This is a genomic window from Micromonospora sp. NPDC005291, assembly GCF_040607415.1.
Lineage (GTDB): Bacteria > Actinomycetota > Actinomycetes > Mycobacteriales > Micromonosporaceae > Micromonospora.
Window position 1 is genome coordinate 109,048 of the sequence record NZ_JBEXGR010000008.1, and the last position, 24,319, is coordinate 133,366.

25 protein-coding genes and 1 tRNA gene are annotated in these 24,319 nt (G+C 71.1%); 13 read left to right on the top strand and 13 right to left on the bottom strand.

Annotation, left to right across the window (positions count from 1 at the left end):
• Nucleotides 1-67: 67 nt before the first annotated feature.
• The 5 genes from ABZT18_RS14055 to ABZT18_RS14075 all read left to right on the top strand — a co-directional run bounded on the left by ABZT18_RS14055 (nucleotide 68) and on the right by ABZT18_RS14075 (nucleotide 4,414).
• Complete coding sequence (locus tag ABZT18_RS14055) at nucleotides 68-706, top strand: DUF4241 domain-containing protein (RefSeq protein ID WP_355251452.1); 639 nt, start codon at nucleotides 68-70, stop codon at nucleotides 704-706.
• 109 nt (nucleotides 707-815) lie between these two features.
• Entirely contained in the window at nucleotides 816-1,532 is a 717-nt protein-coding gene (locus tag ABZT18_RS14060; protein WP_355251515.1) for an FKBP-type peptidyl-prolyl cis-trans isomerase, read from the top strand.
• Between the two features lie 189 nt (nucleotides 1,533-1,721).
• On the top strand, nucleotides 1,722-2,546 hold the full coding sequence (locus ABZT18_RS14065; RefSeq protein ID WP_354993101.1) for a hypothetical protein: 825 nt from the start codon (nucleotides 1,722-1,724) through the stop codon (nucleotides 2,544-2,546).
• Between the two features lie 32 nt (nucleotides 2,547-2,578).
• A complete protein-coding gene (locus tag ABZT18_RS14070) occupies nucleotides 2,579-3,235 on the top strand; it encodes an HAD family phosphatase (RefSeq protein WP_355251455.1) in 657 nt (218 codons plus the stop codon).
• A gap of 168 nt (nucleotides 3,236-3,403) precedes the next feature.
• Complete coding sequence (locus ABZT18_RS14075; RefSeq protein ID WP_354992623.1) at nucleotides 3,404-4,414, top strand: NADPH:quinone reductase; 1,011 nt, start codon at nucleotides 3,404-3,406, stop codon at nucleotides 4,412-4,414.
• 186 nt (nucleotides 4,415-4,600) lie between these two features.
• Here ABZT18_RS14075 and ABZT18_RS14080 read toward each other — a convergent pair whose 3' ends face one another.
• Nucleotides 4,601-6,235, bottom strand: a complete 1,635-nt coding sequence (locus ABZT18_RS14080; RefSeq protein WP_354993102.1) for a fatty acid--CoA ligase — start codon at nucleotides 6,233-6,235, stop codon at nucleotides 4,601-4,603.
• A gap of 71 nt (nucleotides 6,236-6,306) precedes the next feature.
• Here ABZT18_RS14080 and ABZT18_RS14085 point away from each other — a divergent pair, with 71 nt between their 5' ends.
• Nucleotides 6,307-6,798: an NUDIX domain-containing protein gene (locus ABZT18_RS14085; protein WP_354992624.1), complete on the top strand. Its 492-nt coding sequence runs from the start codon at nucleotides 6,307-6,309 to the stop codon at nucleotides 6,796-6,798.
• 37 nt (nucleotides 6,799-6,835) lie between these two features.
• On the opposite strand, the gene ABZT18_RS14090 is transcribed toward ABZT18_RS14085, so the two are convergent.
• Nucleotides 6,836-7,870 (bottom strand): aldo/keto reductase, encoded by a 1,035-nt coding sequence (locus ABZT18_RS14090; RefSeq protein ID WP_354992625.1) that lies wholly within the window; start codon nucleotides 7,868-7,870, stop codon nucleotides 6,836-6,838.
• 124 nt (nucleotides 7,871-7,994) lie between these two features.
• Between ABZT18_RS14090 and ABZT18_RS14095 the strand changes: the two genes are divergently transcribed.
• A complete protein-coding gene (locus tag ABZT18_RS14095; RefSeq protein WP_354992626.1) occupies nucleotides 7,995-8,627 on the top strand; it encodes a TetR/AcrR family transcriptional regulator in 633 nt (210 codons plus the stop codon).
• A gap of 58 nt (nucleotides 8,628-8,685) precedes the next feature.
• Here the strand turns inward: ABZT18_RS14095 and ABZT18_RS14100 are convergent, their stop codons facing one another.
• Both ABZT18_RS14100 and ABZT18_RS14105 read right to left on the bottom strand, forming a co-directional pair.
• Nucleotides 8,686-10,362, bottom strand: coding sequence for an MDR family MFS transporter (locus tag ABZT18_RS14100; protein ID WP_354992627.1), 1,677 nt, complete (start codon nucleotides 10,360-10,362; stop codon nucleotides 8,686-8,688).
• Between the two features lie 120 nt (nucleotides 10,363-10,482).
• Nucleotides 10,483-11,025 (bottom strand): type 1 glutamine amidotransferase domain-containing protein, encoded by a 543-nt coding sequence (locus tag ABZT18_RS14105; protein WP_355251458.1) that lies wholly within the window; start codon nucleotides 11,023-11,025, stop codon nucleotides 10,483-10,485.
• A gap of 162 nt (nucleotides 11,026-11,187) precedes the next feature.
• Here ABZT18_RS14105 and rfaE2 point away from each other — a divergent pair, with 162 nt between their 5' ends.
• Together rfaE2 and ABZT18_RS14115 are read left to right on the top strand one after the other, a co-directional pair.
• On the top strand, nucleotides 11,188-13,047 hold the full coding sequence (rfaE2, locus tag ABZT18_RS14110) for a D-glycero-beta-D-manno-heptose 1-phosphate adenylyltransferase (RefSeq protein ID WP_355251461.1): 1,860 nt from the start codon (nucleotides 11,188-11,190) through the stop codon (nucleotides 13,045-13,047).
• Nucleotides 13,044-13,922 (top strand): glycosyltransferase, encoded by an 879-nt coding sequence (locus tag ABZT18_RS14115; protein WP_355251464.1) that lies wholly within the window; start codon nucleotides 13,044-13,046, stop codon nucleotides 13,920-13,922. The genes rfaE2 and ABZT18_RS14115 overlap by 4 nt, the downstream gene beginning before the upstream one ends.
• A 9-nt stretch (nucleotides 13,923-13,931) precedes the next feature.
• Here the strand turns inward: ABZT18_RS14115 and ABZT18_RS14120 are convergent, their stop codons facing one another.
• Genes ABZT18_RS14120 through ABZT18_RS14130 form a run of 3 tightly spaced genes read right to left on the bottom strand, consistent with a single transcriptional unit; the run spans nucleotide 13,932 to nucleotide 16,102 of the window.
• Nucleotides 13,932-15,038 (bottom strand): glycosyltransferase family 9 protein, encoded by a 1,107-nt coding sequence (locus tag ABZT18_RS14120; RefSeq protein ID WP_355251467.1) that lies wholly within the window; start codon nucleotides 15,036-15,038, stop codon nucleotides 13,932-13,934.
• A gap of 9 nt (nucleotides 15,039-15,047) precedes the next feature.
• On the bottom strand, nucleotides 15,048-15,599 hold the full coding sequence (locus ABZT18_RS14125; RefSeq protein WP_354992632.1) for an Hsp20/alpha crystallin family protein: 552 nt from the start codon (nucleotides 15,597-15,599) through the stop codon (nucleotides 15,048-15,050).
• Complete coding sequence (locus tag ABZT18_RS14130; protein ID WP_354992633.1) at nucleotides 15,599-16,102, bottom strand: DUF2231 domain-containing protein; 504 nt, start codon at nucleotides 16,100-16,102, stop codon at nucleotides 15,599-15,601. The genes ABZT18_RS14125 and ABZT18_RS14130 overlap by 1 nt, the downstream gene beginning before the upstream one ends.
• A gap of 169 nt (nucleotides 16,103-16,271) precedes the next feature.
• Between ABZT18_RS14130 and ABZT18_RS14135 the strand changes: the two genes are divergently transcribed.
• Complete coding sequence (locus ABZT18_RS14135; RefSeq protein ID WP_355251470.1) at nucleotides 16,272-16,889, top strand: pyridoxamine 5'-phosphate oxidase family protein; 618 nt, start codon at nucleotides 16,272-16,274, stop codon at nucleotides 16,887-16,889.
• A 31-nt stretch (nucleotides 16,890-16,920) separates the two neighbouring features.
• Here the strand turns inward: ABZT18_RS14135 and ABZT18_RS14140 are convergent, their stop codons facing one another.
• Nucleotides 16,921-17,457, bottom strand: a complete 537-nt coding sequence (locus ABZT18_RS14140; RefSeq protein WP_355171625.1) for a DUF4240 domain-containing protein — start codon at nucleotides 17,455-17,457, stop codon at nucleotides 16,921-16,923.
• A gap of 58 nt (nucleotides 17,458-17,515) precedes the next feature.
• Nucleotides 17,516-17,917 (bottom strand): VOC family protein, encoded by a 402-nt coding sequence (locus ABZT18_RS14145; protein ID WP_354992635.1) that lies wholly within the window; start codon nucleotides 17,915-17,917, stop codon nucleotides 17,516-17,518.
• A gap of 161 nt (nucleotides 17,918-18,078) precedes the next feature.
• Here ABZT18_RS14145 and ABZT18_RS14150 point away from each other — a divergent pair, with 161 nt between their 5' ends.
• The gene (locus ABZT18_RS14150) at nucleotides 18,079-18,657 is read left to right on the top strand and encodes a DUF5565 family protein (RefSeq protein WP_355251473.1); all 579 of its coding nucleotides are present in this window, start codon (nucleotides 18,079-18,081) and stop codon (nucleotides 18,655-18,657) included.
• 526 nt (nucleotides 18,658-19,183) lie between these two features.
• Entirely contained in the window at nucleotides 19,184-19,912 is a 729-nt protein-coding gene (locus tag ABZT18_RS14155; RefSeq protein WP_355251476.1) for an LPXTG cell wall anchor domain-containing protein, read from the top strand.
• A 284-nt stretch (nucleotides 19,913-20,196) separates the two neighbouring features.
• Here ABZT18_RS14155 and ABZT18_RS14160 read toward each other — a convergent pair.
• Nucleotides 20,197-20,270 (bottom strand) — tRNA-Thr (locus ABZT18_RS14160).
• Between the two features lie 145 nt (nucleotides 20,271-20,415).
• Between ABZT18_RS14160 and ABZT18_RS14165 the strand changes: the two genes are divergently transcribed.
• Nucleotides 20,416-22,158 carry a metallophosphoesterase gene (locus ABZT18_RS14165; RefSeq protein ID WP_355251479.1) on the top strand — a complete coding sequence of 581 codons (1,743 nt, stop codon included), beginning with the start codon at nucleotides 20,416-20,418 and terminating at the stop codon, nucleotides 22,156-22,158.
• A 153-nt stretch (nucleotides 22,159-22,311) separates the two neighbouring features.
• Here ABZT18_RS14165 and ricT read toward each other — a convergent pair whose 3' ends face one another.
• The 3 genes from ricT to ABZT18_RS14180 form a co-directional block, all read right to left on the bottom strand.
• Entirely contained in the window at nucleotides 22,312-23,151 is an 840-nt protein-coding gene (ricT, locus tag ABZT18_RS14170) for a regulatory iron-sulfur-containing complex subunit RicT (RefSeq protein ID WP_354992645.1), read from the bottom strand.
• Between the two features lie 182 nt (nucleotides 23,152-23,333).
• Nucleotides 23,334-24,014, bottom strand: coding sequence for a hypothetical protein (locus tag ABZT18_RS14175; protein WP_355251482.1), 681 nt, complete (start codon nucleotides 24,012-24,014; stop codon nucleotides 23,334-23,336).
• Complete coding sequence (locus ABZT18_RS14180; RefSeq protein ID WP_354992647.1) at nucleotides 24,014-24,319, bottom strand: hypothetical protein; 306 nt, start codon at nucleotides 24,317-24,319, stop codon at nucleotides 24,014-24,016. Before ABZT18_RS14180 ends, ABZT18_RS14175 begins: the two co-directional genes overlap by 1 nt.

Below are 24,319 nucleotides of genomic sequence, written 5' to 3' on the forward strand. Positions count from 1 at the left end.
GGCAGCGAAGGCGGTGTCCCCCGGGCCGGGTACGCTCCGCCGGCCGCTGGCCACCGGAGGAGCCCTCATGCCGTACACCCCTGATCTGGACCGGTTGCTGACGCCCGGTGCCCGCTTCACCGACGAACACGGCGCATACCTGATCGAGACCCACCCGGTGGGCGACATCGTGCTGCCGACCGGCCGGGTGGTCGGATGTGACCCGCTGGTCTGCCCGGAGGCCGAACCGTTCACGGTGACCGTGCCACCGGGGCGGTATCCCGCCCGTGCCTGGGTGGCCGTGGTGCTCCGCGAGGACGCCGAGGTGGACCGGCGGGTGGCCGCACTGGAGCTGGTGGTCTCCGACGAGCCGACCACCCGCTGGGAGCCGGCTGTCGCGGGCGATCAGAACGTCGCCACACTCGGCGCGGACGACTACTTCGGGTACGGGGTGGACGCCGGCGCCGGCACCCTCGCCGACCCGACGGCGCTCAGCGTCCTGGAAGGCTGGGAGTACGACCAGGTGGAAGAGGTCTTCGTCCCCGACGAGCTGCCCACGTCACCGGTCCGAGGGCTGATCACCGCGGTCCTTGACGACGCGACCGGCGCCAACGTCGTCACCGTCTCCACGGGTTGGGGTGACGGCTGCTACGGCACCTGGATCGGGCGCACCGCCGACGGCCGGGTGACCTCGTTCGTGACCGACTTCATGGTCGTCCCGGAATAACGCCCGGAAAACCTCGGAACTGCCTCGCTGGGCGATCCGACGCTTCCGCGGCGGGCACGGGAGGCGTTGGTGCGAGTACCGTGTGCGTCGGCTTTCCCCCCGGCACTGGGTGCCGGCCACACCTTTGCAGCAGGGAGTCGACGACGTGAGCGAGCGGACGCAGCAGAACCGGTCGGCAGACCAGGACCAGAGCCCGGCAACCAAGTCGGGGCGACGGCTGGCCGCGCAGCTGGCGGAGAAGAAGGCGGCCGACGCGAAGCGGAAGCGCAACGCCTGGGCCAGTGGCCTCGCCGCCGTCGCCGTGGCCGCGCTGCTGATCGGCGTCTTCGTGTGGATCGGTGGCGGCAACGACAAGCCCGCGACCCAGGCTGACGCGACCCCGTCCGCCTCCGGCCCGGCCCCCGACGCGGCCGGCGCACCCCCCGCTCCGCAGCTGCCCGAGGGTGCCGACCCGGCGCTGGGCAGCAAGCCGGCGGTGACGCCGGGCACGGGTGACCTCAAGAAGCTCGCGGTCACCCCGCTGATCAAGGGAACGGGCCCGGCGGTGCAGAAGGGTCAGACCATCACCACGAACTACGTGGGGGTGTTCTACAAGGACGGCAAGGAGTTCGACTCGTCCTGGAAGGCCGGACAGCCCGCCTCCTTCCCGATCGGCGTGGGCCAGGTCATCCCCGGCTGGGACCAGGGCCTGGTCGGCGTGACCGTGGGCAGCCGGGTGCAGCTCGACATCCCGGGCGAGTTGGCGTACGGCAACGACGAGGCCGCCGCCGGTGGTCGCCCGACCGGCCCGCTGCGCTTCGTGGTGGACGTGCTCGCCGCACAGTGACCTGCCCGGATCGCCCTGGTTGTCGCCGGGACGCGATGGACTTGTTCACATGGGGCTTCCGGCCCGTCACCCTGCGGCAGTAGGTTCGGCGTCACCCCGGGCGGTCAGCCGCCCGGGGTGAGCATCCGGGACCGGGACGCGGAGGTGCATGTGACGGCGCTGGACGAGCCTGGGCGGACGGCCCGGTTGATGTGGACGCACTTCGAGGCGGTGCACGCCGTCACCTACTTCCACCCCCGGGCCCGCGCCGCGTTCGAGGCCGTGGGGTTGCGCGGCTACTGGCGGGGCTACTTCGCCGGCCGGGCCGCGCCGCTGGGCGCCACCGAGGCTGCCCCGGTGATCGCCGCCTTCTTCAGCTTCGCGCCGCCGATGGTGAGCCGGGCCCTGCCGGCGGTGTGGCGGTTGGCCACGCCGCAGGAGGCGCTGCGCGCCCGGCTGACCGGCGCCGTGCAGGCGCTCGCCGAGCTGACCTACGAGCTGCCCGAGACGCACCTGACGGAGACCGCCGATCTGCTGGAACGTGCCGCCTCGGCGGTACAGATCGGCGGCCGGGTGCTCGGCGCGGTCAACGCGGCGCTGCCGGTCGGGGAATACCCGCTGGCCCGGCTCTGGCAGGCCGCCACGACTCTGCGCGAGCACCGGGGCGACGGACACGTGGCGGCGCTGGTGGCCGCCGGCCTGGACCCGGTGGAGACACTGGCCTGGCGGGTCGCCGAGGGCATGTCGCCGGTGAATCTTTTCGGCCGGGGCTGGTCCGAGGAGCAGTGGCGGGCCGCCCGCGAGAGGCTGGTGCAACGGGGCTGGCTGACCCCCGACGGCGCGGCCACCGACCACAGCCGGGCCGCGTTCCAGGCGGTCGAGGACGCCACCGACCGCGCCGCCGAGCACCCGTGGGAAGCGCTCGGCCAGGACGACACGGATCGGCTGCGGGAGTTGCTGGAGCCGATGGCCCGGTCCTGCCACACGGTTATCCCGGAGGGGAGCCCGATCGGGCTCCCCGCGCTGCCCGGCTGACCGGGCACCCACCGGTCGGGCAGGATGGGCCCGTGGCGGATGCGGTGGTCTTCGACCTGGACGGCGTGATCGTGGATTCCGAGCCGGTGTGGGAGGAGGTCCGCCGGGCGTACGTGGCGACGCACGGCGGGACGTGGCAGCCGGACACGCAACGTCGGCTGATGGGCATGAGCACCGGCGAGTGGGCCCACTACCTCAGCGGCGAGCTGGGCGTCGACCGCAGCGCCGAGCAGGTCGCCGACGAGGTCGTCGAGGAGATGACCCGACGCTACCGGGACCACGTACCGCTGATCGACGGCGCCGACCAGGTCGTGCGCCGGCTGGCCGCGCGGTGGCCGCTGGGGTTGGCCAGCTCGTCGCCGACCCGGCTGATCGAGGCGGCGCTGACCGCCACCGGCCTGACCGACGCGTTCGGCGCGACCCTCTCCACCGAGCGGACCGAGCGGGGCAAGCCGGCACCGGACGTGTACCTGAGCGTCGCGCAGCGCCTCGGCGTCGACCCGGCCCGCTGCGTAGCGGTGGAGGACTCGTCCAACGGGGTGCGCTCGGCCGCCGCGGCGGGGATGCGGGTGGTGGCGGTGCCGCATGGTTCGTACCCGCTGGATCCGGATGCCGCCGGGCTGGCCGTGGTGACGCTGGGCCGGATCGATGAGTTGAGCCCGGCGACGATCGACGAACTCGCCGACTGACCCGGCCTGGCGTGCGCCTCGTCACGGCCGTCCGGTCCCTGCCGACCTGGGCACGGTTATACGGTTTTCGGGGGCCGGCGGGATCGGCATGACGGGGACTGAGCGGGGTACCGCAGCCTGCGGTGCTCGACCCGGGTGCCGCGCGCCGGACGGCTGAGGAGACGACGGATGAAAGCCATCGTGTACGAGCGCACCGGCGACCCTTCGATGCTGGAGCTGGTCGACCGGCCGGTGCCGGAGCCGGGCGCGGGCGAGGTCCTGGTCCGGGTGGCGGTGTCGGGGGTCAACCCGACGGATTGGAAGTCGCGCCGGGGCTCCCCGCCGAAGGGGTGGCAGATCCCCGGGCAGGACGGCGCGGGTGTGGTGGAGGCGGTCGGCGAGGGTGTCGACGCTGAGCTGATCGGTGAGCGCGTCTGGATCTGGGAGGCGGCCTGGCAGCGGCCGTGGGGCACTTCGGCGGAGTACACGCTGGTCCCGGTCCGGCAGGTGGTCCGCCTGGGCGACGCGTCGTTCGAGGTGGGGGCCGCCCTGGGCATCCCGTTCCTCACCGCGCACCGCTGTCTGACCGCCGGCGAGTTCATGCCGGACGCGCTGCGACCAGGCGCGCTGGCTGACCACACGGTGCTGGTGCAGGGCGGGGCGGGCGCGGTCGGCAACGCCGCGATCCAGCTTGCCCGCTGGGCGGACGCCACGGTGATCGCCACGGTGAGCAGCGCTGAGAAGGCACAGCTCGCGGCGGCGGCCGGCGCCTCCTACGTCATCAACTATCGGGAAGAGGACGTGGTCGAGGAGGTCCACAAGATCGTTTCCGACGGGGTCCACACGATCGTCGAGGTCTCCCCCGCCCGCAATGCCGCGATCGACGTACAGGTGCTGCGGCACGGCGGCGCGGTCTGCATGTACGCCGACGACGGCGGGGGTGAGGTGGCCATCCCGATCCGGCCGATGATGGCGCCGAACGCGCGCTGGCAGTTCGTGCTGGTCTACACGGAGCCGAAGGCGGCCAAGGCGCAGGGCGTGAAGGACGTGGCGGCGGCGGCCAACCAGGGTGGGATCCGGGTCGGCGCGGCTGCTGGCCTGCCGCTGCACCACTACCCCCTGGCCGAGACGGCCGCCGCACATCAGGCGGTGGAGGACTCGACGGTGGGCAAGGTGCTCGTCACCACCAGCGACGCCTGATCGGATCGCTGACCACTCGATTTCCCCGTCATCAGGACAGAGGCGAACAAGTTTCGCAACAATGACGGTGCGGGTCACTCCGCATGGAACGGGCGGCCCCGGCGCGGTGCGAACGCCGGGGCCGCTCCTGGGGAGGAATGTTCACAAGCGCCCCTGCCCCAACAGGCGACAGTGCCGGGGAAAACGTTACGGCGCTGTCAGCTCCCGGACAGTCAGCTCGCCCTCGGCGTACCGCGAACGGACGACCTTCTTGTCGAACTTGCCCACGCTGGTCTTCGGCACCGTATCGATGAACGCCCAGCGCTCGGGCAACTGCCAGCGAGCCACCGAGCCGGCCAGGAAGTCCCGCAGCTCCTCCGCGGTCACCGAGACGCCCTCCCGGACCACCACCGTGGCCAGGGGCCGCTCGTCCCATCGCTCGTCCGGCACACCCACCACACACGCCTCCAGCACCGCCGGGTGCGCCATCAGCGCGTTCTCCAGCTCCACCGACGAGATCCACTCACCCCCGGACTTGATCACGTCCTTGGCGCGGTCGGTCAGCGTGATGTACCCGTCCGGCGAGAGGGTGCCCACGTCGCCGGTGCGCAGCCAGCCGTCGCGGAACTTCTCCTCGTCCGGGGCGTCGTCACCGACGTACCGGGCGGTCACCCACGGCCCACGGACCTCCAGCTCGCCCACCGCCGTGCCGTCGGCGGCCAACGGCTCGCCCGACGGGCCGACGATCCGCGCCTCCACGCCCGCCGGCACCCGACCCTGGGTGTAGCGGTAGCGCCACGCCTGCTCGCCCGTCGTGCCGGCGGGCGGACGCGAGACCGACCCCAGCGGGGACATCTCGGTCATCCCCCAGGCGTGGATGACGTCGATCCCGTGCCGCTCGTCGAACGCGTGCATCAACGCCGGCGGGCAGGCCGAGCCGCCGACGATCACCTCGGTGAGCGAGGAGGTGTCCACGTCGTGGGTGTCCAGGTAGGCCAGCAGATCGGTCCAGATGGTCGGCACCGCACCGGCCAGGGTGGGCCGCTCGGCGACGATCATCTCGGCGATCGGCGCGGCCTGGAGGAACCGGTCCGGCATGATCAGCGACGCGCCGGAGAGGAAGGCCGCGTACGGCAGACCCCACGACATGGCGTGGAACATCGGCACGATGGCCAACTCCCGGTCGGTCGGCCCGAGACCGAAACCCTCCGGCATGCAGACCTGCAACGAGTGCAGGTAGATCGACCGGTGCGAGTAGGCCACGCCCTTCGGGTTGCCGGTGGTGCCCGAGGTGTAGCAGAGCGCCGCGGCGTCGCGCTCGTCCACCTCGGGCCAGTCGTACACCTCGGGCCGGTCGGCGAGCAGCGCGTCCCAGTGGTGCACGGTGATCCGGTCCCCGGCCGCCGCCACCAGCGGCGCCGGGTCGCCGCCACCGACCACCACCACGTGCCGCACCGTGGTCAGCTCGCCGATCACCCGGGCCAGCAGCGGGATGAGCGTGCTGTCGACCAGCACCACCCGATCCTCGGCGTGGTTGGCGATGTAGACGACCTGGTCGGGAAAGAGCCGAATGTTGAGCGTGTGCAGCACCGCACCCATGCTCGGCACCGCGAAGTAGGCCACCAGGTGCTCGTTGTTGTTCCACATGAAGGTGGCGACCCGCTCGTCGCCGGTCACACCGCACTCGTCGCGCAGCGCGTGTGCCAGCCGGGCGGCGGCCCGGCCCACCTCGGCGTACGTCATCCGGCGGGGTTCCGCGCCGGTCCAGGTGACCACCTCGGCGGTGCCGTGCACTCGTGCCCCGTGGTCGAGGATCCGGGAGATCTGCAGGGGGGCGTCCATCATCGTGCTACGCATGGGTAACAAGCTAGTGTCGGCGGTCACACGTTGGGAACCCCCGTAAGTTGTCGCAGGTGAGCATCTCCTGGGCCGACTCGTACGTGGGGCAGTTACGCGCACTCGCCGGGGATCGGACGCTGATGTTCGTCGGCGCCCGCGCCGTGGTCAGCGACAACGCCGGACGCATCCTGCTGATCCAACGCTCGGACAACGGCCAGTGGGCCATGCCGGCCGGGGCGATGGAGTTGGGCGAGTCGATCGCCGACTGCGCGGTCCGCGAGGTCCGCGAGGAGACCGGGCTACGCGCGCTGCGGGTCTGCGCGTTCGCCCTCTACACCGGCCCGGACCGGACGAGCACCAACATGTACGGACACACGTACCAGGTCTTCACCACGGCGTTCAAGGTGGAGGAGTGGGACGGGCAGCTGGCCCGGGTCACCGACGAGACCACCGACTCCGGCTTCTTCCCCCGCGACCGGTTCCCCGCCCCGCTCTCCGCCTCGGTCAACGAGACCCTGGCCGACCTGGACGTCTTCGAGCAGACCAACCGGCTGATCCTGAAGTAGGTCGACCCCCGGAGTCACCGACCCCGGGGGCCGTGCCTCACTGCGGGTGGCGCAGCCCGGCGAAGAACCCCTCCTGGATCCAGTTCGGGTACGCGACCGGCAGCTTGGTGGCCTCGTCCAGCTCGGTGAGATCCTGCTCGGTCAGTGTGAGGTCCGAGGCGGCGATGTTGTCCACCAACTGCTCCTGCTTGCGGGCACCGACGATCACGCTGGTCACGGCCGGGCGGGACAGCAGCCAGGCGACCGCCACCCGGGCCGGGCTGACTTCGTGCCGCTCGGCGACGCCCTTGAGCACGTCGACCACCCCGAAGGCGTGCTCCGGGTCGAACGGCGTGAAGCTGGTGTAACCGGGCTGGGCGCTGCGCGCACCGCTGTCGGCGACGGCGCCGTCCCGGCTGATCTTGCCGGAGAGGAAACCACCGGCGAGCGGGCTCCACACGGTCAGCCCGATGCCCTCGTCGAGCGCCATCGGCACCACATCGCGCTCCACGTCCCGACCCAGCAGGGAGTAGTACTCCTGCACCGAGACGAAGCTGGCCAACTTCTCCCGGGCGGAGATGCCCAGCGCCTTGGACATCTGCCAGGCGGCGAAGTTGGCGGCGCCGATGTAGCGGACCTTGCCCTGCCGGACCGCGTCGTCGAGCGCGCGCAGCATCTCCTCCATCGGGGTGACCTGGTCGAAGTTGTGGATCTGATACAGGTCGATGTGATCAGTGCCCAACCGGCGCAGGCTGTCCTCCAGGTTCTGCATGATGTGCAGCCGGGAGGTGCCGACGTCGTTCGGGCCGGGCCCCGTCCGGGAGTGCACCTTCGTCGCCAGCACGACGTCGCGACGCCGCTTGCCGAGCGCCCGGCCGAGCAGTTCCTCGCTCTCGCCGTCGCTGTAGCCGTCGGCGGTGTCGACGAAGTTGACGCCCGCGTCGAGCGCGGTGTCCACCATCCGCTGCGCCTCGGGCAGCGCCAGTCCGCCGAGGGTGCCCCACAGCGGGTGCCCGCTGCCACCGAAGGTCATCGCGCCGAGCGAGATCTCCGAGACGTACACCCCGGTGTTGCCCAGCAGTCGGTACTTCACGTGTGTTGCTCCTTGTGATGGGTCGGAGGCCGAGGTCAGGACTCCGTGGTCACTATGTCGGACAGTGTGTCCGGCAATCAGCGTACGTCGCCCCTCCAGCACCCGGCCACCTAGGATTCCGACCATGCCCTCGATCACCCGACGCCGCCCGCGCAACCCCGACGGTCGGGCCGCCGTCGAAGCGCGGGTGTTGGCCGCCACCGAGCGGCTGCTTCAGCAGGGGGTCCGCTTCACCGACCTCGGCGTCCAGCGCATCGCCGCCGAGGCGGGGGTGGCCAGGTCAACCTTCTACACCCACTTTCGGGACAAGAGCGAGCTGCTCATGCGCCTCGCCGGCACCATGCGGGAGACCTCCTTCGACCGCATCCGCGAGTGGGAACCGTCCGGCCCCGGCGACCAGCTCGAATCGCTCATCGAAGTCTTTGCCGATGTGATCCGGATCTACCGGACGTACGCCCCGGTGCTCGCGGCAATCAGCGAGGTCGCCGCGTACGACGAGGTGGTCCGGGAGTACTGGGCAGCCGGGCTGAGGCAGTTCGTGGCACGTACCGCGGAGGTGCTCCGCGCCGAGCAGCAGGACGGGCGTACTCCGGTGAGCCTGGACACGGCGGCCGCGAGCCAGCTGATCGTGCTCGGCGGCGACCGGTTCCTCGCCCACCACGTCAGCGCGACCCCGGCCGACCCCGAATCCGACGCGGCGGCCGCCCGGGAACTGGCCGCGACCTGGTGGTACGGCGCCTACCGCCGTCCCGCCTGAGCCCTGATCGCCCTCATCGGCCGCCCCGACCAGTCCGGGGCGGCCGACGTGGACGCGATCAGATCATCGTCTGGGACTTGGCCTCCATGTCGGCGGCCGCCTCCTCCTTGGATTCGCGCGTCAGCGGCTTTCCGCCCGGCGCCGGCGCCTCACCGCCGAGCGGGTCGGCACCGCCGGTGGCGCCCTCCGGGCCGGCGCCCCGCAGCTGAGCGTTGGGCATCGCCAGGGTGACCAGCACCGCCACGATGGCGATCAGACCGGTGGTCAGGAAGACCAGGTGCAGCGACTCCACGAAGGACGTCTGGATGGCGCCCCGGACCGCACCGGGCAGGGCCAGGATGGTCGCCGGGTCGTTGATCGAGATGTTCGTGCCGCCGCTGGCCGTCACGGCGGCCCGCTGGTCCGGTGGCAGTTGGGCGATCGCGCCGGGCAGCCGGTCGGCGAGCTGCGAATTGAGTCGCGAGGAGAGCACCGTACCGAGGATCGCCACCCCGAACGATCCACCCAGCGACCGGAAGAACGTCGCCGAGGAGGTGCCGGCGCCCAGGTCACGGACGGAAACCGCGTTCTGCACGCCGAGAATCAGCGACTGCATGCACAGACCCAGGCCGACCCCGATCACCACCATGAAGCCGAACGCCAGCCAGAGCGACGTGTTCACGTGCAGTTGGGTGAAGAGCAGCATGCCCACCACCAGGGTCACCGACCCGGCCACCGGGAACCACTTGTACCGGCCGATCCGGCTCATCGCCCGCCCGGTGAGGATCGAGGTGACGATGATGCCGGCCATCATCGGCAGCATCAGTAGACCGCTTCGGGTCGGCGAGGCGCCCTTGACGATCTGCAGGTACAGCGGGATGAAGATGATCGACCCGAACATCACCAGGCCGAGCACGAAGCCGGCCGAGTTGGCGAGCGCGAAGGTCGCGCTGCGGAACAGCCGCAGCGGCAGGATGGGCTCGGCGACCCGGGCCTCCTGGAGCACGAAGAGCACGGCGAGCACCGCGCCCGCGACGAAGAGGCCGATGATCACGCCGGAGCCCCAGGGGTACTCGTTGCCACCCCAGCTCAGCGCGAGCAGCAGGCAGCTCACCCCGGCGACCAGCAGGCCGGCGCCGAGCCAGTCGATCGCGTGGTCCCGGCGCTCGAACGGGATCAGCCGCATCACGTGGTAGCAGACGATGATGGCGAGGATCGCCAGCGGCACGTTGATGTAGAAGATCCACCGCCAGTCGGTCTCCGCGAAGTAACCACCGACCAGCGGCCCGGCCACCGACGAGATCCCGAAGACCGCGCCGAAGAGGCCCTGGTAGCGGCCCCGCTCCCGGGGTGACACCACGTCCGAGATGATGGTGAACGCCAGTGTCAGCAGACCACCCGCGCCGATGCCCTGGATACCCCGGGTGATGATCAGCTGGGTCATGTTCTGCGACAGGCCGGCCAGCAACGACCCGACCAGGAACGTGCCGATCGAGAAGAGGAAGACCGGGCGACGCCCGTACAGGTCGGCCATCTTGCCGTACAGCGGCGTCGACGCGGTCGAGGCGAGCAGGTACGCGGTCACCACCCACGAGTAGTGGTTGATCCCGCCCAACTCGCCGACGATGGTCGGCAGGGCCGTACCGACGATGGTCTGGTCGAGGGCGGCCAGCAGCATGCCGGTCATCAGACCGATCATGAGCAGCCGGATCTGCTGACGATTCAGCACCGGCGCGGCGGAGGCTTCGGTGGTCATGTGCCCTTCTATCCCGCAAGCCGCAGAACATGCGCCCGAACGGGAAACCCCTCTTGTTGATCAAGAGGTTTGCGTCAGTTCACGCGCGCGTCGTGACGCAAACCTCTTGATCAACAGGGATTAGGGGCGGGCGAAGGTTTCGGTGATCTTTTGGCAGAAGGCCGGGAGGTCGTCGGGCTTGCGGCTGCTGGTCAGGTTGCCGTCGGTGACGCACTCCTCGTCGACCCAGGTTGCGCCGGCGTTGGTCAGGTCGGTACGCAGGCTGGGCCAGGAGGTGAGCCGCCGACCACGCACCACGTCCGCTTCGATCAGCGTCCACGGGCCGTGACAGATCACCCCGACCGGCTTGCCCGCGTCGAAGAACGCCTTCACGAACCGCACCGCGTCCGGGTCGCTCCGCAGAAAGTCCGGGTTCGCCACCCCTCCGGGCAGCACCAACGCGTCGTAGCCGCCGGCGTCCGCCTGGTCCGCGGTCACGTCCACGTCGTACGTCTTGGACTGGTCCAGGTGGTTGAAGGACTGGATGGAACCGGGCTTGAGCGAGACCAGCTCGACCGTCGCGCCGGCGTTCTCGACCGCCTCGCGCGGCTGGACGTACTCGACCTCCTCGACGCCGTCGGCGGCCAGGAAGGCGATCCGCTTGCCCTGCAATGTCGCTGCCATGTCGGTACATCTCCTCTCCGGGGATACCTCAACTCCCTTCCCGACCCCGAACGCCCGAAACAGCCCAGCCGTGCCAGGAGGAACACCTGGTTGACGAAACCGCAGGTCCGACCGGTCGCCGCGCGGGGTTTGGCCGTGGGGGCGCTGGGGACCCGGGGAGGCATGGCAGGAGCAGCAGCGGAACAGCGCCGGCTCGCCACCGTCGTGGAGAGCTGGCTCGGACGCCCAGTCCTGATCGTCGGCGACGCCATGCTGGACGAATGGCGGTTCGCCGACTCCGACCGGCTCTGCCGGGAGGCGCCCGCCCCCGTCCTCACCCTGCGTCGACGGATCTCCGCCGCCGGTGGGGCCGCGAACACCGCGGTCAACGTCGCCACCCTGGGCGGCCGGGCGGTGCTGGTGGCACCGGTCGGCGCCGACGTGGCCGGCGACGAACTGCACGACTGCCTGGACCGCGCCGGCGTCTGGGACCGCACGGTCAACCAGCCCGGTCGGCCCACCCCGGTGAAGAGGCGGATGCTGGCCGGCAACCAGATCCTGCTGCGCGAGGACTCCGGCGACCCGGACGACGCACTCGACCCGGAGGGCGTGACCCGGCTGCTCACCGCCCTGGACTGCGCCACCGAGGAGCTGCGCGCCGCCGCCGGTGGGGAGGCGCCGACCCTCGTGGTCTGCGACTACGGCCTGGGTGCGCTGCCCGCGCCGGTCCGCGCGTGGCTGGTCGAGCAACGCGAGCGGTACGCCACGGTCGCGCTGGACGCCCACGACCTGGCCGACTGGCGGGGCCTCGCGCCGACCGTGGTCACACCCAGCTTCGCCGAGGCGACCCGGCTGCTGGCGCGGGCCGGCGGCACGACCCGACCGGCGGCCGGGACGGAACTGCACCTGGAACACCCCGACGGCGACCCATCCGACGGGCCATCCGAAATGACCGTGGGTGCCGCACCGGGCGAGGCCCGCACCGACGATGTCCCTGCCGAGCCGACCCTGGAGTCGCCGCGGGCCGACCGCCCCGGGCCGGTCGGTGAACCCACCCCGGGTGAGGGCCGGGTGGCACTCACCGGCGACGGGCTCAGCGTCACCGGCACCGGCGTCACCGTGAACACCCAGGCCGGGGAGGGAGTCGACCGGGCCGTCCTGGCCGAGTCACGCCTGGCCGAGCTGCGGGCGCACACCGGCGCCGACGTGGTCGCGGTCACCCTGGACACCGATGGCGCGGTGGTCGGCGGCGCCGACGGGGAGCCGCGACGCAGCCACAGCACCCCGGTCCCGGCGAGCCACGCCGTGGGCGCCGGCGACGCGTACCTGGCAGCGATGACGTTGGCCCTGGCCGCCGAAGCGCCGCTGCCCACCGCCGCCCAGCTCGCCCAGTTGGCGGCCACCATCACCGTGTCCGACACCGGCACCTGCGTGTGCCGGCGGGAGGACCTGCTCACGGCGCTCAACCAGCCGAGCGAGACCACGAGCCACCCCGCGCTGGTCGGCAGTGACGAGCTGGACGCGATCGTCGCCGAGTACCGCGAGGCGGGACGATCGGTGGTGTTCACCAACGGCTGCTTCGACGTGCTGCACCGGGGGCACGTGCGCTACCTGGAGCAGGCCCGCGCGTTGGGCGACCTGCTCATCGTGGCAGTCAACTCGGACGGCAGCGTACGCCGGCTGAAGGGCCCGGACCGGCCGGTCAACCCGGTCGAGGACCGGGGTGCCCTGCTCGCCGCGCTCGCCTGCGTGGACCACGTGGTGGTCTTCGAAGAGGACTCCCCCGCCGCGCTGATCGAGGCGGTCCGGCCGGACATCTACGTCAAGGGCGGGGACTACCCGCCGGAGCTGGTGCCGGAGGCGCCACTGGTACGTCGGCTGGGCGGCCAGGTGCGCACCCTGGGGTACGTGCCGGACCGGTCCACCTCGGCGATCATCGAGCGGATCCGGTCACACAGCAAGGACCGGGAGCCCGACCCGTCGGCGTACGCCAAGGACCGGGAGCCCGGCCCCTCGCTGAGCACCCGCACCCAGACGTCGTGAACCGCCCTCTCGACCTCGGCGGCCCGGAGGAGTTCCGCAGCGACCGGCTGGTCGACGTGCTGATTCCGACCCGGAACCGGCCCGCCGAGCTGGCGGTCACCCTGGGCGGGCTCGCCGCCCAGGACGGGGTGCCCGGCTTCGGGGTGGTCGTCAGCGACCAGTCCGACGGGGATCCGGCGTACGCGCATCCCGCCGCGGCCACCATGGTCCGGGCGCTGCGTCACCGGGGTCACCCGGTGCTGCTGACCCGCCGGCTGCCCCGCCGGGGGTTGGCCGAACACCGGGCGTACCTGCTCGCCGCCTCGGCCGCCCGGTACGTCCTCAGCCTCGACGACGACATTTGGCTGGAACCGGGGGCGCTGCACCGGCTGGTCACCGCGATCGGTGAGCTGGGCTGCGGTTTCGTCGGCAACGGTGTGCACGGGCTCTCGTACGCCGACGACCTGCGGCCAGAATCGCACGGGCATTACGAGGAGTGGATCGGCCCACCCACACCCGAGCGGGTCCGACCCGACACCCCGGAGTGGAACCGCGCCCGGATCCACTCGGCGGCCAACCTGCTGCACATCACCGAACACCTGGCGTTGCCGCCGGGCGCGTGGCGGGCCTACAAGGTCTCCTGGATCGGCGGGTGTGTGCTCTACGACCGGGCCAAGCTCGTCGACGCCGGTGGCTTCGACTTCTGGCGGCGGGTGCAGGAGAAGCACCAGGGCGAGGACGTGGCCGCCCAACTCGCGGTGCTGGCCCGGTACGGCGGAGCGGGCATCCTGCCCAGCGGCGCGTACCACCTGGAGTCCCCCACCACGGTCACCGACCGGGACGTCGAGGCGTGGGAGGTCGTCCTCGCCGACGAGGACACCCCACAGCCGGCCTGAGCGCCGTTACTACGGTGCGAGCAGCTCCCGGGCGGCTTCCAGCACCTCGATCACCGGAATGTCGGTGACGAAGGAATCCCGGTGCGGGCACTCGCCGTCGCCGGGCCGGTGCGGATAGATGCCCGGCGTGCAGTCCACCCCGCAGACCGGGCAGTGCACCGTCCAGGAGCAGATCGGCCGGTGCCGGCCGCGCAAAGGGTTGGCCGTATTGATCAGGTTGCCGACCCAGAAGATGCCCACCGTCGAGGTGCCCACCGCGGCGGCCAGGTGCAGCGGGCCGGTGTCGTTGGAGACGACCAGCGCGCAGTCGGCGTAGCAACCCACCAGCCCGCCGAGGCTGAGCGTGCCCACCTGCGGTCGGACCGGCACCCCCGCCGCAGCGACCACCCGGTCCACCACCTCCTGCTCGGAGGGCGTGCCGGTGACCAGCACCTCGTACCCGGCGCCGTGCAGCTCACGCGCCACCTCGGCGAAGCGCTCGGCGGGCCAGCGACGGCGGGTGTCGGTGGCACCCGGATGCAACGCCACCCGCGGTCGACCCGCCGGGCCGAGCACCCGCAACGCCTCGGTCCGGTCGGCGTCGGTCACCGCCAGCGTCGGCATGATGGCGGTCGCCGTCGCGCCCACCAGCGCCACCACCTCCAGGTAGCGGATCACCTCGTGCTGGTAGTAGACGTAGCGGAGCCATCGATCAAGCGGCGGCGCGTCCTCGGCGCGCAGACCGACGGTCACCCGGGCGCCGAGACGACTGATCAGCGGGTTGGAGTTGGCACCGCCACCGTGGATCTGCACGGCCAGGTCGAAGCCCTCACCGGTGGCAGCCGCCAGGAAGTCGTCCATCGACGACTCCGGCTCACCCGCCTCCGGAGTGCGGATACCGGGTGCCGGCGGCACCACCAGCACCCGGTCCACCGGGCCGGGCCGGTCGCGCCAGAGCTTCGCGTGCCACGGCGCGCCGAGCAGCACGATCTCCGCCGAGGGGTACGCGGCACGCAGGGCGTCCAGCGCCGGCAGGGCGAACACGAAGTCGCCAAGCGCGTTGGCGCGCAGCACGGCGATCCGCCGCACGTCGGGGACACGCTCGGCGGTCGGGCCGAGCAGAGACGGGGTTACCACGCAGCCCCGCTACGGCCGGTCGATCTCGTCGACGGTGTCCGGCCGGTGCAGCTCCCGGTCCGCAGCGGGATCGGCCGGCATCGGCGTACCAGTGGAGTAGTCGCCGGAACGCGGACCGGTGCGACCGACGGTGATGGTGCGCGGCGTGGGCCGTGTCGCCCGGGGCAAACGGACCCGGAGCAGGCCATGGTCCATCACGGCGTCGATGGCGTCCGGGTCGACCCGGGACGGCAGGTTGACGCGGTATTCGAAGCCGCGGGTCTCGAAGCCGCCGGGGATGCCCTGGTCGGCGTTGACCTCCGCCTCGGAGCGGGCCCGCACGCACAGCTCCCGGTCGTCCAGCTCGACCGCCACCTCCTCCGGCGCGACACCGGGCAGCCGGACGACGACCTCCCAGCCGTCCGAGGTCTCGGTCAGCTCGACGTCGGACGCCCCGGCCCGACCACCGACCAGGCGGCTCAGCTCGGCGCGCAGCGACTGCAGCTCGCCCATCGGGTCCCAGCCCTGCTGCCGGCTGCCCCGCCATCCCCGCCCGAAGCCGCTGGCCTGCTGCTCACTCATCACATCTCTCCGATCCGCTGCTTGGCCGTCGACGGTCGTAGTGAGCTGGGCGCGTCCAGGCCGGCATCTCGGTCGACGCCCACACCGAGCCGGTCGACCAACTCGCCGCCGAGCCAGGCGCTGATGCCGAGGATCGCCACCGCGACCACCTCGATGGCGATCAGCGCGCCACCAGCAGCCCGGGAGTCCGCGTTGAGCCGTACCGCCCACACGGCGGCGAAGAGAAGGATCACCGCGACGTTGGCGCCCGCGTGCAGCAGGCCCACCCGCTTGGCGCGGGTGCCGGTCGGGATGGCCAGCAGGTCGAACGAGCCGGCCGCCGCGGCGAGCAGGCCGCCGATCAGGCCGACCGTGATGTTCCAGTACGCGACCTCCCCGAGGAAGTCGGGACCGCCCACGGTGTCCACCACGTCGAACAGCACCGCGGTGACCAGCAACGCGACCGGGAACATGACCAGCATCGGATGGACTGGGTGACCCAGCACCTTGAGTCGGCTCTCCATCTCCCGGCCTCCACTGATCGGCGTCCTGCGGAACGGTCTCGTTTGCGGCGGGCGCGTCGGATGGGGCCGTACCCCCGGCAACCCGGCACAAACCTCGCGCTGGTCACCCCGACCTAGGCTGACGAATGGTGGTGCCCGCCACCGGCTCAACGCCTGAGGGAGGATCAACGTGACGGTGGAGATCACCTCGCACGAGGAGTTGCGCGACCTGCTCGGGGTGCCGACCGCGCGGGCGGCCGACAAGGAACGCACCCGCCTGCACGAGCGGGACCGGGACTGGCTCGCCGCCGCACCGTTCTGTCTGGTGGCCACGGCCGGCGCGGACGGCAGTTGCGACGTCTCCCCCAAGGGCGACCCGGCCGGGTTCGCCCTGGTGCTGGACGACACGACCATCGCGCTGCCCGAGCGGCCCGGCAACAGGCGGGCCGACGGCTATCGCAACATCCTCGACAACCCGCACATCGGGCTGCTCTTCCTGATCCCGGGGCGGACCGACACCCTGCGGATCAACGGGCGCGCCCGCCTGGTCCGCGACGCACCGTGGTTCGACGACATGGTGGTCAAGGGGCACCGGCCGGTGCTCGCCGTGGTGGTGGAGATCGAACAGATCTTCTACCACTGCGCGAAGGCGTTCCTACGGTCCGCGTTGTGGCGGCCGGAAACCTGGCAGCCCGACGCGCTGCCGTCGCGAGCACGCCTGATCAAGGAGGTCGAGGCGCCGATGGAGAGCCTCGAAGACCTGGAACGGCACTACGGCCCGGAGTACGCGACGAAGACCTACGTCTGACTCCCCCGGACCACTGTCGACGGTGCCGCCGTCAGGCCGACCAGCCAGCGGGATTGCCAAACGACTCGCGGGAGATGCCGGAGCCGGTCTCCGGCCAGGAACCGAACCGCTCGTTGTGCAGGTGGGAGAAGAAATAGCACATCTCCTCGCAGTCGGCATCCAGCAGAGCCATGGCGGGGTTGGCGCAGACGGCCTCGTAGTATGCCCGGCCGAGAGCGACGATGAACCCCCGGCAATAGAGGAAACCGTCGTCGGACCCGTCGGTCACCTCGTGGATGTCCTCCCGATCAATGTCGTGCAGCTTGCGCTCCACCACCCGGTCGAGGTCGGTCAGCTCGGGCCCGGTCAGCTCGGCACTCAGGTGACCGAGACGGTCCAGGAACGGGTCCAGCCAGTCGCCGATCGCGAAGGACGGGCCGTCGTCCTCGTCGGCGGGGTCGCGCTCGACGAGGGCCTGCCGCAGCGCCAGGGGCTCGGGGCCCAACTCGGCCCACGCCGACTCGATGAGCGACCACAGTCGGGCCTCGTCGGCAGGGGTGGGCATCGTCGGTGCGGCATCGGTGGTCATGGTCACCGCCGGACCGTATCGACCACCACCGACACTTCCGTCGCCTGGGGCGGGCTCACTACGGGGCGGTCGACACCATCCACAGGTGACCGTCGGGATCGGCGAAGACAGCCGCGTACCCCCAGGGTTGGGCTTTCGGCTCGGTGATCACCTCGCCGCCGGCGGCACGCGCCCGCTCGACGATCGCATCCGCGTCGGTGGGCGAGGCGACGCCGAGGCTGAGCACGCACTCGCTCTGCCCCCGTGTGGCGACCTCGTGCTGGCCGATCACCCAACCGAAGCCCCCGGTCGGGATCAGCATCAGCCGCAGACCGTCGTTGACGACGAACTGCAACGGCTCCGGGAGGCCGTCGTCGGCCAGCTCGCCGACGGCGTCGAGGCCGAGACCGTCGCGGTAGAAGCGGTACGAGGTGGCACGGTCGGCGATGGGCAGGCTGATGGTCATCGGTACGAAGGTCATGGGCGGAAGCCTCCAGATCGTCGGACGGGCACCGTCGCGCAGTGACCGCTCCGGGCCCGGCTCGCGGAGTCACGATAAGACATGGCGGCCGGCAGCACCGCTCCTTCATGCTGTGCGAAGCCGGCCGACCAACGACTGCCGGACAGGAAAGGACGCCGAGCGTGCGGAAGATCCCGACCCTGTTCCGACGCGACCCCGACGACATGCGTCGGGTGACATCGGATGTCCACCCGGACTGCCAGTGGGTGCTCGACGGCGAGGGGACCGCCACCCGCAAGTACGACGGCACCTGCGTGATGTACGACGGGGAGCGCTGGTCGGCCCGCCGTGAGGTGAAGCCGGGCAGGGCCACACCGCCGGGGTACCAGCCAGTCATGACCGATGACGCGACCGGCAAGACCGTCGGCTGGGAGCCGATCGAGCAGTCGGCCTTCGCCACGTTCCATGCCGAGGCTCTCGAAGCGATCATCGACGCCGATCGCATCGCCGGCCCTCAGCTCGGTGCGACCTACGAGCTGGTCGGGCCGAAGGTCAACGGCAACCCGGAGCGGGTCACGGGCCACCAGCTCATCCGCCACGGCTTCTGCGCCAGCGACGACGTCGATGAGTTGAAGAAGGCACCGCTGGACCACGACGGGCTGCGCGAGTGGCTGCTGGCTCACCCGGATTGGGAGGGTGTCGTCTGGCATCACCCGGACGGCCGGATGGCAAAGCTCAAGCGTCGCGACTTTCCCCTCTGACCTAGCGTCTCCGGGCGGACGTTGACGACTGGTTGGCAGAAACCCGCACCTCGTACAGTCACCGGGGTCCCCCTCGTGGACGCCGTCGCCGCGAGCTGCGCCACGCCGCTCTCCAGCGCACCGGTGAGACCAGGGTCGACGCGAGGCGTCACGTGTGGCTGCCGCACTTGCCACCAGCCACTCGTAAGCTGCCCGTCAGGGAACGGTTTCGGCGGGCGCGACCGAAGGATCGGCAATGGCGGAAGTGTCGGTCGAAATACCGTTGCCCCTGAGCAAATGCATCATCTTCTGCAGGTCGAGTGCGTCAGCGGGTGCTGCGGGATCGACGCCGGGAACCCGTGCCGGTTACTCGTTCCCAGCGAAATGATCTAGGTGTGGGCTTTCATCCCCTGTAGAGGGATTTGAGTAGCTTCCCTGTGCTGCGAGTTGCCGATTGCGCGCTGAAGATCGTCCATCCCTTCTTGCTTTTCCACCCGCTGTCGATAGCATCTCCATGTTCTGATCTGCAACGGGGAGGAAGATCTACATGCGATGGAAGGTCCCAGCCGGTGCCCTAATGGCACTGGCCTTTTTGATTCCGGCGGCACCGGCGATGGCTCAAGTCGAATCGCCCGGGCCAATCGATGCCTGCCAAACCGTCGAACGCAAGTCGTACACGGACATCCGCAAGCTGATCACCATCGACCTGGATACCGCCACCACTGTGGAACTGCGGGTGTTGACCGGCCAGATCCTGACTGCGGCAAACGCCGACTCGTTGCCCGTTCTGCCTGACATCATCCAGAAGCGGCTGGACGGCAGTTCGGATGAGCTCCGCGCATTCCTCAAGACGGAGGTTCAGCAGGCCTGGTCGACGGCTCTGCGGATCTCGGTGGTCCGGACGTTGACGGGCGCTGGCCCCAACGTGAAGGCGGCCACGCAGAAGGTGCTCGACGAGGGGGCCGTCGATGGCTACCTGGATTACCTGAACGACGGCCTGTACGCCGCCCGGGCACTTGATTGCGCGTCTCAGCCCACGCCGACGCCGACGTCTCAGCCCACGACGACACCGAGCGCCACGCCCAGCGCCACGACGACCGTCGCACCGACCTCCACTTCCTCCACCACCCCCGGCGCTCCGGGCGGCGAGGGCGGCGGGTTGCCCGTGACCGGTGCCGACACCACGACCCTGGCCGGCATTGGTGGTGCACTTCTGCTCCTCGGCGGCGGGGGCTACCTGATCGCACGCCGACGCCGTTCCCACTTCGTGGCATAGGCACCTGATCGCGCCCGGCTCGACGCTCCGTCGGGCCGGGCGCGCCCAATGGCTCCACCGGTGTGCTGCGGAAAGCTCAGTCGGCGCCGGCGAATCTCCTGGCCGGGCACCACGGGCCTGGCGCTCCGTTGACGGCGACGTCCACGGCGGCGCGGTAGCGGCTGCCGACCAACGCCCCTCGGTCGTGAGTGATGACCAACGGGAGCATCCCCGACTTGGTCGAGCAACCTGATTGGCCCTGGGAAACGGCGAAGCCCAGGTCGATGACCTGGGCTTCCGTGCCGAGCCGCCTGACGGAATCGAACCGTCGACCTACGCATTACGAGTGCGTCGCTCTAGCCGACTGAGCTAAGGCGGCAACGATCAGCAAGTGTACGGCACCACCCGCCCACCGCTCGAACGGGATACCCCGACCAGTCGGGCCGTCGCCAACCGGACATCGGCCGCCATCCAGCCGTTTACCGGACAGCGGGTGATCGGGGGGCGGGACTACGCTGCGGCGGGTGAGCGACGAACGCGACGATTCCCCCCACCCGGAGCGTCCTGCCCGCCCGCCGGGCGGCGAACGCGCCGCCCACCGCCCGCGCAGCACCGACCCGCTGGAGTTGGGCTTCACGCCACGCAAGCCGGTGCCATGGCTGGCCCCGTTCCTGCTGATCAGCACCGGCATCCGGACGCTGCTCGCGGTGCTGTTCGGTGCGTACCTGGACAAGCGCGAGTTGCAGAACGCGTTCGGCGACGACGTCTTCCGCCAGGTCGGACCGGACGGCGGGCTGTGGCTCGACTACGTGGCCGACCTGGGTGACGGCTTCAACGCCACGTACTCCGTGGCGTACCTGCTGACGCAGCCGGAGCTGTCGGTGGACGGGCACCGGCTGCCCCGGGCGCAGACCCTGGTGATGGGCGGCGACCAGGTCTACCCGTCGGCGGCCTACGAGGAGTACGAGAACCGGTGCAAGGGCCCCTACCAGGCCGCGCTGCCAACGGCGCCGCCCGAGAAGCCCACGCTCTTCGCGGTGCCGGGCAACCACGACTGGTACGACGGCCTGACGGCATTCCTGCGGTTGTTCGTCCGCTCCCGGGACCGCCACTTCGCCGGGTGGGGCACCGGGCAGTCACGGTCGTACTTCGCCGTGGAGCTGCCGGCCGGCTGGTGGCTGCTCGGCGTGGATGACCAGTCCGGCTCGTACCTGGACGACCCGCAACTGGCCTACTTCGACGAGGTGGCCCGGCGGCTCGGCCCGGAGTCGAAGGTGATCATTGCGGCGCCGGCTCCGACCTGGGTCAAGGCTGCCGACAACCCGACGGCGTACGACTCGATCGACTACTTCATCCGGACGATCATCGACCCGACCGGGGGGCAGGTGCGGCTGCTGCTCTCCGGCGACCTGCACCACTACGCCCGCTATTCCGGGCCGGACCGGCAACTGATCACATGCGGCGGCGGCGGCGCGTACCTCTACCCCACCCACAAGCTGCCGGAGCGCATCGAGGTGCCGCCGCGGGACACGCTGGCACGGCGGGCCAGCTCCGCCCGGCCGTACGACCTGGTGGCCCGCTATCCGGACGCAGCCCGCTCCCGTCGCTACGGCTGGGGCGCGTTCTCCCGGCTGCCGTTCCGCAATCCGGGCTTCGCCACGCTGCTCGGCATTCTGCACACCCTGTTGATGCTGGCCATGGCGGGTGCGACGGCCAACTGGGCCGACAGCACCAGCCAGCGGCTGTTCAGCGTCCCGCTGGTGCTGATGGTGCTCGTGACAGTGCTGGCGGCGGCCCTGTTCGCCAAGCCGCCCAGCGCGAGCGGCAAACGGCACGCACGGCACTGGATCCTCGGCGTCGGCCACGGCGTGGCACATGTGGCCCTTGCCGCGGCCGGCACCTGGGCGTGGTTGGCGCTGCCGTTCTACCACTGGCCGTGGCCGCTGCCGGCGGTCGCCGCAGTGGTGCTCTACGGCCCGGTGATCGGCCTGGTCGCCAGCCAGCTGGTGGCGGCATATCTGCTGGTGGCGAGCTCGTTCGGGGTGAACGTCAACGAACTCTTCGCCGGCCAGGGCATCGAGGACTCCAAAGTGTTCCTGCGGCTGCGCATCGACCCGGACGGGACGCTGACCGTCTACCCGATCGCGGTAGACCGGGTCTCCCGCAACTGGCAGGTAAACCCCGACCAGTCCCCCACAGCAAGCTGGCTAACCCCGAAAACCCCTCTAACCCCCCGCCTAGCCGAACCCCCCACAGTCCTGCACTAACCCCCACCCACCCACCCACCCACCCGCGCCCACCCACCCCACCCACCCCCGCGCCCACCCGCGTTGATCATGAAGTTATTGCCCCGACACGCCGAGCAAGATGGCAATAACTTCATGATCAACGGAGCGAGGCACAAGGGGTGGGGGTGGGGTTTAGGGGGTGTAGTGCTGGTCGTGGGCTTGGCGGGGGGCGCAGACGGAGGCGCGGGAGCAGGAGCACCGGGAGCCGTCCGCGTCGAGCCGTACCGTCACCGCGTCGCGGGGGACGCTGTGGCCGACGACCCGGCCGTCGCCCTCCGGCGTGGAGACCCGACTGCCGACCGAGGGGGCAGTCTCCTGAAAGCGCTGGTACAGAGGGTGCTCGTACTTCAGGCAGCACATCAACCGGCCGCACGCGCCGGAGATGCGCAGCGGGTTCAGCGGGAGGTCCTGGTCCTTCGCCATCCGGATGGTCACCGGTTCGAAGTCGGTGAGGAACGTCGCGCAGCACAGGTCCCGACCGCAGGAGCCGATGCCGCCCTGCACCCGCGCCGAGTCGCGTGCGGAGAGCTGGCGCAGCTCGACCCGGCAGTGCAGGGTCGCGCCCAGGTCGCGGACCAGGGAGCGGAAGTCCACCCGGTGCGGGGCGGTGAAGTACACGGTGCTGCGCTCGCCGCCGCCCTCGACGGAGCCGAGCACATGGTCGACGGCCACCACCTTCATTGGCAGGCCGTGCGAGCGGATCAGCCGTTTCGCGGCCACCTTGGCCTCGGCCTTACGCCGACGCAGCGCCTCGTCGCGGCGTAGGTCGTCGTCGCCGGCCAGGCCCACCAACCGGGGGAAGCCGTCGGTCTCCTCGGTCACCCATTGCGCCGCCCACACGCACTCCGCCACCTCGGGCCCGTCGTCGGTGGGCACCAGCACCTTGTCGCCCACCTGCGGACGCGACTCACCGGGGTCGAGATAGTAGAGGCGCCCGTACCGGTTGAAGCTGACCGCGCAGAGCATGCCCATCCCCCCACCCTACGACGGTCCGCTGCGGTGGGGCGCGTCGACCGTCGTCGGACGACTACACCCCGCTGCCATCCATGACCGTCGACCCGACCTGTTGCCGGGCGGCCCGTCGTGCCGTTGCTCCTCGCCCGGACGGTTGAATCCGGGCCTGGGTAGGAGACCGCTACGGACGCCCGGACCGGCTACCAGCCGACCCGGGTGGGCTGGTCGTAGCGGGGTCGCCCGTCCACCGACGGCCGCCATGCAGCCTCAGCGAGGCTCGGCGCCCACTGACGCAGCAGCGTCTCCGCACCGTCGTACGCGACGCAGAGCACCGCCAGCACCCGCGCGGCGATCTCAGCCGCGTCGGCCACACCGGGACCCACCGGTCCGGGGCGCGTCAACACCCCTGTGGCGGTGGCGGAGACCACGGCTACCGCCTCGGCCGAGCGGAGCACGTCGGCCAACGTCCGGGCCAGGGCGAGCCGGCTGCCCTCCACCCAGTCGGCGAGCGCGTCAGCGTACCCAGCGGTGGATTCCAGCCGGCCGACCAGGCTGTCCGGCCCCTCGTCGAGGTGGCGCAGCAGTGCCGCCCGCTGTTGCCCGTACGCCGTGGCGGCCGGGCCGGACCAGAGCACGCCGTCGGTGAGCGCGGCGGAGACGTCGTCGTACCCCCGGACCAGCCGGCGCACCGCGTGCCCGGCGCCGGCGAGCGGCGCGGGATGGAGGTCGAGGAAGCCGCGCACCGCGTTGCCCGGCAGCACCTGCATTCGGCGTAGCAGTGGCCAGACGCGGTGCCCCTCCGGGACGCCAGCGGCGATCAGAGTGTCCACCCTGCGCAGCAGGTCGAGGCCAGGCTCGGCGAGCCGGTCCAGTGCGTCCATCACGGCTCCCCGGCGAGCCGGCGGCGAGCCGCCCGGTCGACGTCGGCATAGCGGTCGGCGGCTTCCCGGACAGCCGCGGCGGCGGCGGCCAGCCGACCGGCGGCGGCGCGGGCCTCCCGGGCCCGATCGTCGGTGGCGGTGGTCCATTGCCGGTGCAGCGCGCGACCGATCTCGCCGGGGCGACCGGGGGCGTCGGCGCCGAACGCGGCCTGGGCCGGATCGCTGGCGGTGACGGTGTGCGACACGGCGGTGAGGGTGGCGCTCGCCTCGTCCAGCCGGGCGGAGAGCGCGCGCAGTGTGTCCAT

Excerpts from the sequence above, each read along its gene's own strand:
- ABZT18_RS14055 (WP_355251452.1), top strand. The coding sequence starts at position 68 with ATGCCGTACACCCCTGATCTGGACCGGTTGCTGACGCCCGGTGCCCGC.
- ABZT18_RS14065 (WP_354993101.1), top strand. The coding sequence starts at position 1,722 with ATGTGGACGCACTTCGAGGCGGTGCACGCCGTCACCTACTTCCACCCC.
- ABZT18_RS14075 (WP_354992623.1), top strand. The coding sequence starts at position 3,404 with ATGAAAGCCATCGTGTACGAGCGCACCGGCGACCCTTCGATGCTGGAG.
- ABZT18_RS14080 (WP_354993102.1), bottom strand. The coding sequence starts at position 6,235 with ATGGACGCCCCCCTGCAGATCTCCCGGATCCTCGACCACGGGGCACGA.
- ABZT18_RS14095 (WP_354992626.1), top strand. The coding sequence starts at position 7,995 with ATGCCCTCGATCACCCGACGCCGCCCGCGCAACCCCGACGGTCGGGCC.
- ABZT18_RS14100 (WP_354992627.1), bottom strand. The coding sequence starts at position 10,362 with ATGACCACCGAAGCCTCCGCCGCGCCGGTGCTGAATCGTCAGCAGATC.
- ABZT18_RS14105 (WP_355251458.1), bottom strand. The coding sequence starts at position 11,025 with ATGGCAGCGACATTGCAGGGCAAGCGGATCGCCTTCCTGGCCGCCGAC.
- rfaE2 (WP_355251461.1), top strand. The coding sequence starts at position 11,188 with ATGGCAGGAGCAGCAGCGGAACAGCGCCGGCTCGCCACCGTCGTGGAG.
- ABZT18_RS14125 (WP_354992632.1), bottom strand. The coding sequence starts at position 15,599 with ATGAGTGAGCAGCAGGCCAGCGGCTTCGGGCGGGGATGGCGGGGCAGC.
- ABZT18_RS14130 (WP_354992633.1), bottom strand. The coding sequence starts at position 16,102 with ATGGAGAGCCGACTCAAGGTGCTGGGTCACCCAGTCCATCCGATGCTG.
- ABZT18_RS14140 (WP_355171625.1), bottom strand. The coding sequence starts at position 17,457 with ATGACCACCGATGCCGCACCGACGATGCCCACCCCTGCCGACGAGGCC.
- ABZT18_RS14145 (WP_354992635.1), bottom strand. The coding sequence starts at position 17,917 with ATGACCTTCGTACCGATGACCATCAGCCTGCCCATCGCCGACCGTGCC.
- ABZT18_RS14155 (WP_355251476.1), top strand. The coding sequence starts at position 19,184 with ATGCGATGGAAGGTCCCAGCCGGTGCCCTAATGGCACTGGCCTTTTTG.
- ricT (WP_354992645.1), bottom strand. The coding sequence starts at position 23,151 with ATGGGCATGCTCTGCGCGGTCAGCTTCAACCGGTACGGGCGCCTCTAC.
- ABZT18_RS14175 (WP_355251482.1), bottom strand. The coding sequence starts at position 24,014 with ATGGACGCACTGGACCGGCTCGCCGAGCCTGGCCTCGACCTGCTGCGC.
- ABZT18_RS14180 (WP_354992647.1), bottom strand. The coding sequence starts at position 24,319 with ATGGACACACTGCGCGCGCTCTCCGCCCGGCTGGACGAGGCGAGCGCC.